The sequence below is a fragment of the Paenibacillus sp. GYB003 genome, assembly GCF_036577625.1.
Classification (GTDB): Bacteria; Bacillota; Bacilli; order Paenibacillales; family NBRC-103111; genus Paenibacillus_AB.
The window spans coordinates 234571-247980 of the sequence record NZ_JARBDC010000001.1 but is presented as its reverse complement, the minus strand read 5'-3'; the positions used below and the strand labels follow the sequence as shown (position 1 = coordinate 247980).

The following is a 13410-nucleotide window of genomic DNA, read 5'->3' as shown; positions in this document are numbered from 1 at the left end:
GAAAGGGGGAGCCTGATGTCCGACAAATCGCTGCGCGACATCCAACGCGAAGTCGACGCTTACATCTCGCAATTCAAGGAAGGCTACTTCAGCCCGCTTGCCCTGCTCGCCCGAATGTCCGAGGAAGTCGGGGAGCTGGCCCGCGAAGTGAATCACCACTATGGTCCGAAGCCGAAAAAGAAAGATGAAGCCGACAGCTCGATCGAGCTGGAGCTCGGCGACATTTTGTTCATAACGGTATGCTTCGCCAATTCGCTCGGCATCGATTTGACGAAAGCGCACGATGCCGTCATGCATAAGTTTCAAACGCGCGACGCCGATCGGTGGACGAAAAAGGACACCGAACAAGGCTAGCCGTCATATGCTGTACCATCCCGATTCGCAAGGCGAATGCCGCCTGCGACACCCGTATGCCGGCGAAATCGGCGTTCGGCGAACGAACGCCGGCCCCGGCGGAGGAGGCTATTTGGATGGACGGCGAAAACGAAATCAAGCAAGCGTACGCATCGTTATTGGACGCCGATTTCGAGAAGGCGATCGAATGGTTCGAGCAAGCGGTTCGGGTCGACCCGGCCAATGCGGATTTTCATTATAAGCTGTCGATGACGTATGCGCGCAGCAACAAGCTGGATAAAGCGATCGAGCACGCCATCCGGGCGAGCGAGCTGCGGCCGGATCACGAAGCGTACCGGTACCATGCGGCGACGCTCCGTGCGAGAGCGTTGATGCTGGAGGCCGGCAAGCGGATGGAAGCCGGCGAACCGCTTCGGTCGGCGCTGAATCTGCTTACGGAAGCGGTGAAGCTCGACCCTTTGCTGACGGAAGCCCATCTGCTGCTAGCCGTCACGTACGGCGAGCTGGAGCGGTACGAGCCGGCGCTGGCGGCGGCGAACGACGCGCTGAAGCTGGACCCGCACAATGCCGAAGCGATCCGCCTTGCCGGCGAATTCGACCGGAAGCTGAACCGGTATTCGCGCCACTAGAACCAGATCGGATCTATCAACCATCATCGCTTTCTTATTACTTACAATCGATAAAGGGGAACACGTATGGACGCGAAAATTCATGTAGCCGTAGCCGGAGCAAGCGGAAGAATGGGGCAGGAAGTCGTCAAGATGGTGCTCGCCGATCCGGAGCTGCGTCTCGTCGCAGCGGTGAATCGTTCGAACGAAGGGATCGACGCGGGCGTGCTCGTCGGCAAGGAGCGCTGCGGCGTTCCGATCCGGACCGACCTGGATGCGGCTCTGGCGGAAGCGGACGCGCATGTGCTGGTCGATTTCACGACCCCTCAATCGGTCATGTCGAACAGCCGCATCGCGATTCGCCGCGGCGTTCGTCCGGTCATCGGCACGACGGGGCTGACGCCCGAGCATATCGAAGAGCTGGACAAGCTGTGCAAGGAAAACGGCATCGGCGGCATCGTGGCGCCGAATTTTTCGATCGGCGCAATATTGATGATGAAATTCGCCGCGCAGGCGGCCAAATATATGCCTCACGTGGAAATTATCGAATACCACGGCGATCAGAAGCTGGACGCCCCGTCCGGCACGTCGATCAAGACGGCCGAGCTGATCGCTCGGAACCGCCAGGAGCTGCGCCAGGGCAACCCGCGCGAGGAGGAAACGATCGAAGGGGCGAGAGGCGGCTATTATAACGGCTTCCGCATCCACAGCGTGCGGCTGCCGGGCGTGTTCGCCCAGCAGGAGGTCGTCTTCGGGGGCTTCGGACAAACGCTGAAAATACGTCACGATTCGTACGACCGCGCAGGCTATATGCCCGGCGTCAATTTATCGATCAAGAAAGCGATGGAGCTGACCGGCATCGTGTACGGCTTCGACCATTTTATCGACTGACGATCCAGACAGAAGCGAACAGTGGAGGGAGACCAACGTGAACATCGCCTTAATCGCGCACGACCGCAAAAAAGAAGAAATGGTCAATTTCGCCATCGCCTATGAAGAAGTATTCCGCCACCACCAGCTGTTCGCGACCGGGACGACCGGCACGAAGGTGATGGAGGCGACGAAGCTGCAGGTGCACCGGTTCATGTCGGGGCCGCTCGGCGGCGACCAGCAGATCGGCGCCATGGTCGCCCGCAACGAAATGGATCTGGTCGTCTTTTTGCGCGATCCGTTAATGGCTCAGCCGCACGAACCTGATATTATCGCCCTGCTTCGTCTGTGCGACGTGCAAGGCATACCGGTCGCGACCAACATCGCTACGGCGGAGCTGCTCGTCCGCTCGCTCGGCCGCGGGGAATTCGGCTGGCGCGAGCTGAAAGACAAATATAAACCGGGTGTGATGTGACATGTCCGAGCGTCTGGACTTCCTTATATTCGGCGCGCATCCCGACGACGCCGAAATCGGTATGGCCGGAACGATCGCGAAGCATACGGCGGCCGGCTATCGGGTCGGCATATGCGATCTGACCCGCGCCGAAATGTCTTCGAACGGCGACGTGGAGACGAGGCGACTCGAAGCGGAGCAGGCCGGCCGCATCCTCGGCCTCGCGCACCGGTCGAATCTCGCGCTTCCCGACCGCGGGCTGTATATGTCCAAGGAAGCGGTCGACGCGATCACCGAACAAATTCGCCGGCTGCGGCCGCGAATCGTGTTCGCCCCTTACTGGCAGGACAGGCATCCGGATCACGTGGCGTGCAGCCATCTCGTGCAGGAGGCGGTATTCAACGCCAAGCTCCGCCGGTATTTGCCCGGCTCGGAACCGGTGACGGTCGAGCAAACGTTCTTTTATTTCATCAACGACGTAATCGATCCCGATCTGATGGTCGACGTGACGGCCGTTTACCCGGCCAAAACCGCCGCATTGCGGGCGTACGTCAGCCAATTCACCCCGGCGGCCGGCGATAACGGGTATGTGGCGACTCCGCTCAACCAAGAGTACGTGGAGCGCGTCGAGGCGCGCGACCGGCTGCTCGGGCAAAAACGGCTGGTCCCTTACGCGGAAGGCTTCGTATCCAAGCTTCCGTTCTTAATCGACCTATTTTGACGGCGAACGGAATATAGTGAGTAGCGAGGGAGGGACTGTGACATGGGCGGCGACCGTTTGAAGATTGGCATCACATGCTACCCTTCGCTGGGAGGCTCCGGCGTCGTGGCGACCGAGCTCGGCAAGCTGCTTGCGGAGAAAGGGCATCAGGTCCATTTCATTACGCACAGCGTACCGTTCAGACTCGGAAAATTTCATAAAAACATTTTTTATCACGAAGTCGAAGTGAACGACTATTACGTATTCAAATACCCGCCCTACGATTTGTCGTTGGCGAGCAAAATGGCGCAGGTCGCCCAAATGGAAAAGCTCGACCTGCTTCACGTCCATTATGCGGTGCCGCATGCGGTTTGCGCTTTTCTGGCCAAGGAAATGGCCGGCTGCGATCTGAAAATCATTACGACGCTGCACGGAACGGACATTACGGTGCTCGGTCACGACGAGTCGCTCAGCGATTTGATTCGTCTTGCGATCGACCGGAGCGACGCGGTGACCGCCGTCTCCCAAGACTTGATCCGGGAAACGCGCGAGCTGCTGGCCATCGAGAAGCCGATCGACCTGGCGTACAATTTCGTCGACAAACGGGTGTACTACCCGAGGGACGTATCTACGCTGCGGCGCGATTACGCGAGGCCGGACGAAAAGCTGCTGCTGCACATCTCCAACTTCCGCCCGGTCAAGCGGATCGCCGACGTCGTCGACATTTTCGCCAAAGTCAACGAGCGGATTCCGTCCAAGCTGCTGTTCGTGGGCGAAGGGCCGGAGCTGTCCAAAACGATTTGCAGAGTGAAAGAGCTGGGACTTACCGAACGCGTCATCTTCGCGGGAAAACAGGACGACGTGGCGCAGGTGATCTCGCTGGCCGACGTGATGCTGCTTCCTTCGGAGAAAGAAAGCTTCGGTCTCGTCGCCCTGGAGGCGATGGCGTGCGGCGTTCCGACGGTCGGCTCGACCGCGGGCGGCATTCCCGAGCTCATTACGCACGGGGAAACCGGATTTTTGGCCCCGATCGGAGATACGGAACGGATGGCGGATTATGCCGTTCGTTTGCTCAGCGATGCGTCGTTGTACGAGACGATGTCGAAAGCGTGCCTGGAACGGGCGCGTACGACATTTTGCAACGACTTGATCACCGCGCAGTACGAACAAATCTACTATCGCGTGCTCGGACGGCCCGTGCCGGAAATCAACGCGGCGGAAATGTGCCGGGCCTGACGAGCCGGCGAACGTAACGATGCAGGAAGGAGGCGTCCGATGGAAGAGACGATGGAGCGGGAAGGCAAGCAAGTGCTGGACCGGCTGATCCGGGCCGGCCACGAAGCTTATTTCGTCGGCGGCTGCGTCCGGGACAAGCTGCTTGGACGACCGCTGAAAGATATCGATATCGCGACGGCCGCGCTTCCGGAGCAAGTGATGCGTCTCTTCGCCAAAACGGCGCCGACCGGGCTGCAGCACGGCACGGTCACGGTCATTATGGATACCTATACGTTCGAAGTGACGACGTTCCGCAAAGAATCCGAGTACGAGCAATATCGCAAGCCGAAATCGGTCGAGTTCATATCCGATTTGAACGAAGATTTGCGGCGCCGCGATTTTACGATCAACGCGATGGCGCTTGCGGCGGACGGAAGCACGATCGACCCGTTCGGCGGCGCCGAGGACTTGCGGTCGAAGCTGATTCGCGCCGTCGGCGATCCGCACGAACGGTTCCGCGAGGACGCGCTTCGCATGCTGCGGGGCATCCGGTTCGCGTGCGAGTACGGCTTCGAGCTGGAGCCGGCCACATGGGACGCTTTGATCCGCCATGCGCCGCTGCTCGCTCACGTCGCGATGGAGCGGGTGAGCGCGGAGCTGGATAAAATGATCGAAGGCCGCGCCCCGGACCGGGCCGTCGATCTGCTGCATCGCAGCGGGCTGCCGCGTCATTTCAAGCAGCCGATCGATTGGCCGCTTTCCGCCCGCGAGCCGCTTCCGGCTCCGATCGCTCGCGGCAAGCTGGAGCGGGTGTCCGGCGCGGAGCTGCGCTGGGCCGCTCTGTTCGCCGGGTTGGGGATGGACGCCGACGCGGCGCAAACCGCGATGAAGCGGCTGAAATGCTCCGGCAAAAAGACGGAGTCGGTCGCGAAGCTGCTCCGCGTCGACGCCTGGATGCGCGGCAAGGTTGCCGCCTTTGGCGGCGGAATCGGCGCTCCCGCGGAAACGGCTCGTCCCCGGCCGCTGCCGGACGAGACCGGCTACGAATGGACGGCGCTGGGCTGCGTCCAATTCGGCAAGGCTGCCGTGCGCGATTGGCTGTCGTTCGCCGCATGGCGCGCCGAAGCGATGGACGAGCGCGGCTGGCCGCCTTTCGTTCGCCGGGCCGCCGATTGGCTGGAACGCGTCCCGGTCGAGCGGGTAACCGACCTGAACGTGAGCGGCGGCGACGTTGCGGCCGAATTGAACGGCAAGCCGGGACCGTGGCTCGGCGATCTGCTTCGCGACCTGCTGGTCGACGTCGCGCTCGGCAAGGTGCCGAACGAGCGGACAAGCCTGTTGGAACGGGCAAAAATAACGGCAAAGCGGGAAGACTGACAAATGGAACAATTGATATTGGCCTATTTCGAGCAGCATCCGAACGAATACATATCCGGCGAGCAGCTCAGCGAAAAGCTCGGGTGCACCCGGACGGCGGTATGGAAACATATCAGCGCGCTCCGGGAGCAGGGCTATTCGTTCGAAGCCGTACCGCGCAGAGGCTACCGGCTTACCGGCGTACCGGACCGGTACGATGCGGCGGAGCTGCTGTCGCGGCTGAACACCCGTACGATGGGGAGGTCGATCAAGCTGTTCGATACGGTGGAATCGACCCAGACGATCGCCCATAAGCTGGCGGAGCAAGGCGCGCCGGAAGGAACGCTGGTGCTCGCCGAACAGCAGACGGCCGGCCGCGGCCGGATGGGACGCAGCTGGCATTCGCCGAAAAGCAAAGGCGTATGGATGAGCCTCGTTTTGCGGCCGCAGGTGCCGCTTCATTTTACGCCGCAGCTTACGCTGCTCGTCGCCGTGGCGCTGTGCCGGACGATACGCCGGATCGAGCCGCTGCCGGTGGCGATCAAATGGCCGAACGACCTGCTGATCGACGGTAAAAAAATAAGCGGCATCCTGCTCGAATCGAGCGCCGAGGACGAAAGGCTGCTTTATGTGATCGCCGGCGTCGGCGTCAGCGTCAATTTGCGCCGGGAGGACTACCCGGACGAGCTGGCCGAAGTCGCCACGTCGCTGAGCATCGCCTCCGGAGGCAAGGAGTGGAGCCGGAGCGAGCTGATCCGGACGTTTCTGGAGCAGTTCGAGCAGCTGTATGCGCTGTACAACGAAGAAGGGTTCGAACCGATCCGGTCCGCCTGGGAGGCGCTCGCCGTCTCGCTCGGCCGGCCGATTCGCGCCCGCACTCCGAAAGGAAGCGTGGAAGGCGTCGCCGAATCGATCGACGACATGGGCGCGCTCATCGTCCGGCATCCGGACGGTTCCGTCACGAAGCTGTATTCCGCCGAATTTTGACGAAAAAAGGATATCGTATCGGCGAGCACTCTGGTATAATGAAGGGAAAGAGGCGGTATCCTAGCCGGAACTGCACTCTCAGCTTCAACCGGAAGCGCCGGTGCGCTTCGCGCAATTCCATCGTTTTATCGCTTTATTCTGCTCTGAGCCTAAAAGGACCGAGACGGAAAACAAATTGTTCAAGCGATTCGTTTCCTGTTGCAACGGACTCCTTTTGGCTTTGCGGCCAAAAGGTTTTTTTGCGTTGCTTCCATCGGTTCGGGCCATCTTAACGAAAGCGGGTGTTCCCGGATGGAACCGAAAAAAATGAGTACGACGAAGTTGAAAAAAATGAAGGCGGACGGCGTGCCGATCTCGGTAATAACGGCCTACGATTATCCGTCGGCCAAGCTGGCGGAGGAAGCCGGCGTCGACGTGATCCTGGTCGGCGATTCGCTGGGCAACGTCGTGCAGGGGCAACAATCGACGCTGCCGGTCACGCTGGACGAAATGATTTATCATACGAAAATGGTGACCCGCGCCGTGTCGTCGCCGCTCGTCGTCGCCGACATGCCGTTCATGACGTACCACGGCTCGGCGGACCGGTCGCTGGAGGCGATCGGGCGCCTTATGCGCGAAGGGCTGTGCAAAGCGGTCAAAATGGAAGGCGGCACGGAAATCGCGCATACGGTCGAAGCGACCGTCAAAGCCGGCGTTCCCGTCATGGGGCATATCGGGTTGACCCCGCAGTCGGTGTACCAAATCGGCGGCTACAAGGTGCAGGGCAAAAATAGCGAGCAATCGAAAAAGCTGCTGGACGACGCGAAAGCGCTGGAGCAAGCCGGCGCGTTCGCGATCGTGCTGGAGCTGGTAACCGACGAGCTGGCGGAACAAATCACGAAGCGGCTGTCCATCCCGACGATCGGCATCGGCGCGGGACCGCACTGCGACGGTCAAGTGCTCGTGTTCCACGATTTGCTTCAGTATTCGTCGCCCTTGTATCCCAAAAAATTCGTCAAAACGTACGCGAACATTGGAGACTCTATACGTAACGGCATCGCGGAGTACGTCAAGGACGTGAAAAACCGCAGCTTCCCGGCCGAGGAGCATACGTTCCACGCCGAGCTGGAAATCGCCGGCCACCTGTACGGCGGCGACACGAACGGCAAGTAAGGGAGAGGACGCGGACATGCGCACTTTGCATACGATAAACGAAACGCGCGCCGCTTTGAAGGAAGCGAGACGCGCCGTCGAACGAACGAAAGAGACGTCGACCGTCGGGATCGTTCCCACGATGGGGTATTTGCACGAAGGGCATATGAGTTTGATCCGGCGGGCGAAGAGCGAGTGCGACATCGTCGTGGTCACCGTATTCGTCAACCCGCTGCAGTTCGGTCCGAACGAAGATTTCGACAAATATCCTCGGGATGAGCGGCGCGATCGCAAGCTCGCCGAGGAGGCTGGCGCCGACTTCATGTTCATGCCGAGCGTAAACGAAATGTATCCGGCGCCGACGAAGACGAAAGTGATCGTCGCGAACATTACGGACGTGCTGTGCGGCGCGTCCCGGCCCGGCCATTTCGACGGCGTGGCGACCGTCGTCACGAAGCTGTTCCATATCGTCCAGCCCGACAGGGCGTATTTCGGCATGAAGGACGCCCAGCAGGTCGCCGTGATCGAGCAGTTTGCGTTCGACTTGAATGCGCCGGTCCGAATCGTCCGCTGCGAAACGATGCGCGAGCCCGACGGCCTGGCGATGAGCTCGCGCAACGTCTATTTGAACGACGAGGAGCGGGAGCAGGCGACCGTGCTCATTCGGACGCTCCGCCGCATCGACGACTGGATTCGGGAGGAAGGCATGACGATCGAACGTCTGGCCGGGCGAATCCGCGAGCATATCGAGACCGCGCCGCTTGCGCGCATCGATTACGCGGAAATCCGCACGTATCCCGGACTGGAGCCGGTCGTTTCGATGGAGCAATGGGACGGATCGCAGCCGATATTGGTCGCGCTGGCGGTCAAATTCGGCAAAACGCGCCTGATCGACAATCGCATCTTTTTCCCGGAAGGAGAGGGCCGCGCATGATGCTTACGATGATGAAGTCGAAAATACACCGCGCCACCGTGACGGAGGCGAATTTGAACTATGTGGGCAGCATAACGATCGACGAAGATTTGATGGACTTGGTTGATCTTTTGCCTAATGAAAAAGTGCAGGTTGTAGATAATAATAACGGAGCACGCCTCGAAACGTACGTTATCCCCGGTCCCCGGGGCTCGGGAGTGATCTGCTTGAACGGGGCGGCCGCCCGCCTCGTTCACCCCGGCGACACGGTCATCATCATTTCGTACGCCGCGATGACCCGCGAAGAGGCGAAAGCTTACAAGCCGCGAATCGCCATCATGGGGGAAGGCAACCGAGTTATCGACACGCTGAACGTCGAGACCCATTCCACGATTATGTAACGGCACCGCGATTTCTCAGCTAAGGTGGGATCAGGTCATGTTGAAGCAGTTGTTCGCCACGATGAACGACACGTTGGACGAAGTGATGAAGCATTATCCGAACGCCGACGCAGGCGGAAAGCAGGATCTGCACAAAAAGCTGGAATTGTTGAAAACGATGAGCGATTCGTTTATCGAAGAATGGCTTCATTTCGAAGAGAAGCTGTCGCGGGCGCTCGATTGCGTCAAACCGGGCGGGCCGTCGCAGGCTCACGCCGCGGCTTCCGCCCCGAAGCCGGACCCCCTCGAATCGACCAACGCCTTTAAAAAAGGGCAAGGCTACTATCAATTGCTCATGTTCGACAACGCGGCGAAAGAATTCGAAAAAATGATCGAGCAGCATCCCGATTTTTTGCTCGGACGCCTTTATTTGGCGATGAGTCAGATGCGGCTCGGCAACGACGTGGAAGCATACCGCCATTTTCGATTTATTACGTCTTTCGGGGATCAGGCGCAGATGAAAGCCGTCTGCTACAATGCGATGGGCTGCATTCAGGCGAAAAACGCGAATATGCACGAAGCCCAGCAGCTGTTCAAGCTCGCCTTCGCGCACGATCCGACGAGCGTCGAGCCGATGATCAATATGGGCATATGCATGTCGCAGCACGGCGGCGCATGGTCACCCGGCAACGGATTTATTCATTGATACGATATACCGGAAGCCCCGCAAACCGTTTTTGCGGGGTTTTCCGACCAAACAAGCATTCGTAAATCTTTCCTTCCCTTTTCCGTTTCGAATTTGGTATGCTAAGATAAGGAATCGGAATCGAAGGGATTGAACAGAAGCCGGATGAGATATGCGGTAATCGATTTGGAAACGACTGGAGACCAACCTTCGGATGATATCATACAGGTTGGTCTTGTTGTTATAGAAGACGGCGCAATCCGCCAAAGATACGCCTCGCTCGTAAAACCGAATAAAGCGATACCCGAATTTATCGTACAGCTGACCGGCATTACCGACGAAATGGTGGCGGACGCGCCGCCGATCGAGGACGTTTTGACCGATATGCTTCCGCTGCTGGAGGGAAGCGCCCTGGTCGCGCACAATGCCGGGTTCGACCATATGTTTTTGCGATACGCTTGCGAGAGAAGCGGCTATTTGCCGTTCGACGGACGGGTCATCGACACGATCCCGGTGCTGCGCATTTTGTTTCCGGCGCTGACGAGTCTTCAGCTGTCGATGGTGAGCGCGGCGTTCGAGCTGGATCACGATCGTCCCCATCAGGCGGACAGCGACGCCGAAGTGACGGCGCTTATTTGGATCAAATGTTTGGAAAAGTTCGACAGCCTGCCGCTGCTGACCGTTCAGCGAATCGCCCAGCTGTACGAAAACGATCCGAGCGATATGGGTTGGTTTATGCAGGAAATGCGTTTGCGCAAAGAGCTGAACGTCAGTCTCGATCCGGACACGAACCGGTATTTTCGCCAATATGCGCTCAACGTGGACGATTGGGACGAAGAGAAGCCGGCCCGTGAAGGCAAAGATGGAGCGGCCGGGCTGAAGGACGAGCCGTTCGCCGATTTTTACGAACGGATTCAAGCGAATTTGCGCAGCAAGTTCGAGCATTACGAGGACCGGGAAGCGCAAAAGCAGATGATCATGGAGGTCGAGCGCTCGTTCGACGCCGAACGCCATCTGATGGTCGAGGCCGGTACGGGAACGGGCAAATCGCTCGGGTATTTGATCCCGTCCCTCTATTACGGCATCAAGGAAGACAAGAAGGTCGTCGTCAGCACGCATACGATCAACTTGCAGGAGCAGCTGCGCGGGCGGGACATTCCGCTGCTTCACGACATTTTTCCGGTGCCGTTCCGGGCCGCGGTGCTGAAGGGGCGAAGCCATTATTTATGCCTGCGGAAGTTCGAGCAAAAGCTGTACAACCGCGACTTCGCGAACGAAAAGGAAGATCGGGTCAGCGCCGCGCAGATGATCGTCTGGCTCGGCGAAACGAAGCACGGCGACGACGAGGAGCTGTATTTCGCCGGACGCGGCGCCGAATTTTGGCAGACGGTCGCGAGCGACACCGATTCGTGCCTGAACCGGATGTGCCCGTGGTTCAAAAAATGCTTTTATCACAGAGCCCGTCACGAAGCGAACATCGCCGACGTCATCATTACGAATCATTCGCTCCTGTTCACGGACGTACAGGCGGAAAACCGGCTGCTGCCGGCCTACAAGCAGCTGGTCATCGACGAGGCGCATCATTTCGAGGAAGTGGCGAGCAAGCATCTGGGCATGGATTTGCATTACGGCTCGCTCGTCAATACGCTGCTCTGGTTGTACAAAGATGCGAAAAGCGGGCAGCTGCCGAACCTGCAATTCCGGCTGCAGCGGGGGACGGAGGAGAAGGCGGCGGAATGGAACGCGGTCATCGAATCGGTTTATCCGCGGCTGATCCGGATCAAGGAAGAATGGGACAAGCTGACCGAGCTGCTGTATTTGCTCGTCAGCGAACGCAGCGACGCGGCGGGCAGCGAAACGGGACAGCTCGTCATGCGGCTGAAGCCGGACGCGCTGCCGAAGGCGTGGAGCTCGCTGCTCGTCATCGAGGAAAACATTTATCTCGAAGCGACCGAGATCGCCAAAAAGCTCGATCGGCTCGTGGCGGAGCTGAAGGAGGAAACGGACGAGTTTACGACGAGCAGCGTGCTGACCGATTTGTCCGGCTCGGTGAAGCAGCTTGTCCGCCAGCGCGACATTTTGCGTTTTTTTCTGCAAATGCCGCAGTCGGATTACGTATATTGGCTCGAGGCGTCGCCGTTTTACAAAAGCAAATCGCTGCAGCTGTTCGCGGTGCCGCTCGACGTCAGCCATTTGCTGAAGCAATATTTTTTCGAAACGAAGGACAGCGTCGTGCTTGCGTCGGCTACGCTGACGGTGAACAAATCGTTTCAATACAGCGCCTCCCAGCTCGGCCTGCAGCCGTTGTCCGACGAGGAGAAGGTGAAAACGATTCAGCTTCCTTCGCCTTTTCAATACCGCCGGCAGGCGCTCGTGCTCATTCCCCGGGATTTTCCGAGCGTCAAGGGGGCGACGGCGGACGCCGCCTTCCTGGACGCTCTCGTCGGCTCGCTGGCCGACGTCGCCGTGGAAACGAAGGGACGGATGCTCGTGCTCTTTACGTCGCACCGGATGCTGAAGCAGGTGCATCCGGAGCTGAAGGAGAAGCTGAAGCCGCATTCGATCCAGGTGCTCGGCCAAGGCGTGGACAGCGGCAACCGGAGCAAGCTGATCCGCATGTTCCGTTCGCAAGCGGCGAGCGTGCTGCTCGGCACGAGCAGCTTCTGGGAAGGCGTGGACATTCCCGGTGAGGCGCTGACCTGCCTCGCTATCGTGCGTCTGCCGTTTCAGCCGCCGAACCATCCGCTCGTCGAGGCGAAAAACGAGCAAATCAAAAAGAACAATCAAAATCCGTTCACGACGCTTTCCGTGCCGCAGGCGGTCATCCGGTTCAAGCAAGGATTCGGACGGCTCGTCCGCACCGCGCAGGACCGGGGCGTCGTCATCATTTACGATACGCGGGTGTTGGAAACGTCGTACGGGCGTAACTTCCTGTATTCGCTGCCCGGACCGAAAATCGAGCATATGTCGACGCAGCATCTGGTAACGAGAATTTCCGGTTGGATGGGAGAAGAGAAGGAATGAAGACGCCGAAAATATCCGAAGCCGTCGTCAGACGGCTGCCGGTTTATTTGCGATATTTGAACGAACTGGCGAGACGCAACGTGCAGATGGTGTCGTCGCAGGATTTGGGGCAAAAGCTCGATCTGAACCCGGCGCAAATCCGAAAAGATTTGGCCTACTTCGGCGAATTCGGCAAAAAAGGAATCGGCTACGACGTCGCGTATTTGATCGAGAAAATCAGGCAAATTTTGAAGCTGGATCAGATCATTCCGGTCGCTCTGGTCGGAGCGGGCAATCTCGGGCGGGCGCTCTGCAACTATAACGCCTATTTGAAGGACAATATGAAAATCGTCGCTGTGTTCGACAGCTTCCCGGAGAAGATCGGCGTGCAAATCAACAACTTGACCGTGCAGCCGATGGAAGCGCTGAACGATACGATTCGCGAGCATAAAGTGCGGATCGGCATCATTACGGTGCCGGCGTTCGAGGCGCAGCTCGTGGCGAACCAGTTCGTCGAGGCGGGCGTGGAGGCGATTCTCAACTTCGCCCCGGTCATCATTAAAGTGCCAAACGATGTACGCGTGCATCACGCCGATTTTACGACCGAGCTGATGAGCCTGGCCTATTATTTGGATCATCCGTAACGGGCGGTCCGGCGACCTTGATTAACCTTCCGCGGCTGCTTGCTGCGGAAGGTTTTTTGTTCGCGCCAAGCTGGACAACGGGAGGAAAATGATGTAACTTTATACCTAGT

General features: G+C 58.9%; 14 protein-coding genes. All 14 read left to right on the top strand.

The window, feature by feature from the left end:
- Nucleotides 1–15 precede the first annotated feature (15 nt).
- The 14 genes from PV407_RS01175 to PV407_RS01110 all read left to right on the top strand — a co-directional run bounded on the left by PV407_RS01175 (nt 16) and on the right by PV407_RS01110 (nt 13300).
- Nucleotides 16–354 carry a nucleotide pyrophosphohydrolase gene (locus PV407_RS01175; protein WP_332088019.1) on the top strand — a complete coding sequence of 113 codons (339 nt, stop codon included), beginning with the start codon at nt 16–18 and terminating at the stop codon, nt 352–354.
- Nucleotides 355–470: 116 nt separating this feature from the next.
- Nucleotides 471–983 (top strand): tetratricopeptide repeat protein, encoded by a 513-nt coding sequence (locus PV407_RS01170; protein ID WP_332088018.1) that lies wholly within the window; start codon nt 471–473, stop codon nt 981–983.
- Between the two features lie 66 nt (nt 984–1049).
- A complete protein-coding gene (gene dapB / locus PV407_RS01165) occupies nt 1050–1853 on the top strand; it encodes a 4-hydroxy-tetrahydrodipicolinate reductase (protein WP_332088017.1) in 804 nt (267 codons plus the stop codon).
- Nucleotides 1854–1890: 37 nt separating this feature from the next.
- Nucleotides 1891–2307, top strand: coding sequence for a methylglyoxal synthase (locus PV407_RS01160; protein ID WP_332088016.1), 417 nt, complete (start codon nt 1891–1893; stop codon nt 2305–2307).
- Nucleotide 2308: 1 nt separating this feature from the next.
- On the top strand, nt 2309–3007 hold the full coding sequence (bshB1, locus tag PV407_RS01155; protein WP_332088015.1) for a bacillithiol biosynthesis deacetylase BshB1: 699 nt from the start codon (nt 2309–2311) through the stop codon (nt 3005–3007).
- Nucleotides 3008–3049: 42 nt separating this feature from the next.
- Nucleotides 3050–4222: an N-acetyl-alpha-D-glucosaminyl L-malate synthase BshA gene (bshA, locus tag PV407_RS01150; protein WP_332088014.1), complete on the top strand. Its 1173-nt coding sequence runs from the start codon at nt 3050–3052 to the stop codon at nt 4220–4222.
- A 39-nt stretch (nt 4223–4261) separates the two neighbouring features.
- Entirely contained in the window at nt 4262–5578 is a 1317-nt protein-coding gene (locus PV407_RS01145) for a CCA tRNA nucleotidyltransferase (RefSeq protein WP_332088013.1), read from the top strand.
- A gap of 3 nt (nt 5579–5581) precedes the next feature.
- Nucleotides 5582–6544: a biotin--[acetyl-CoA-carboxylase] ligase gene (locus PV407_RS01140; protein ID WP_332088012.1), complete on the top strand. Its 963-nt coding sequence runs from the start codon at nt 5582–5584 to the stop codon at nt 6542–6544.
- Nucleotides 6545–6850: 306 nt separating this feature from the next.
- On the top strand, nt 6851–7696 hold the full coding sequence (gene panB / locus PV407_RS01135; protein ID WP_442951610.1) for a 3-methyl-2-oxobutanoate hydroxymethyltransferase: 846 nt from the start codon (nt 6851–6853) through the stop codon (nt 7694–7696).
- 16 nt (nt 7697–7712) lie between these two features.
- Nucleotides 7713–8609 carry a pantoate--beta-alanine ligase gene (gene panC / locus PV407_RS01130; RefSeq protein ID WP_332088010.1) on the top strand — a complete coding sequence of 299 codons (897 nt, stop codon included), beginning with the start codon at nt 7713–7715 and terminating at the stop codon, nt 8607–8609.
- Nucleotides 8606–8989: an aspartate 1-decarboxylase gene (gene panD, locus PV407_RS01125; RefSeq protein WP_332088009.1), complete on the top strand. Its 384-nt coding sequence runs from the start codon at nt 8606–8608 to the stop codon at nt 8987–8989. The genes panC and panD overlap by 4 nt, the downstream gene beginning before the upstream one ends.
- 37 nt (nt 8990–9026) lie before the next feature.
- Nucleotides 9027–9674 carry a tetratricopeptide repeat protein gene (locus PV407_RS01120; protein WP_332088008.1) on the top strand — a complete coding sequence of 216 codons (648 nt, stop codon included), beginning with the start codon at nt 9027–9029 and terminating at the stop codon, nt 9672–9674.
- A gap of 144 nt (nt 9675–9818) precedes the next feature.
- The gene (dinG, locus tag PV407_RS01115; protein WP_332088007.1) at nt 9819–12677 is read left to right on the top strand and encodes an ATP-dependent DNA helicase DinG; all 2859 of its coding nucleotides are present in this window, start codon (nt 9819–9821) and stop codon (nt 12675–12677) included.
- Entirely contained in the window at nt 12674–13300 is a 627-nt protein-coding gene (locus tag PV407_RS01110; protein WP_332088006.1) for a redox-sensing transcriptional repressor Rex, read from the top strand. Before dinG ends, PV407_RS01110 begins: the two co-directional genes overlap by 4 nt.
- The last annotated feature ends 110 nt before the right edge of the window (nt 13301–13410 follow it).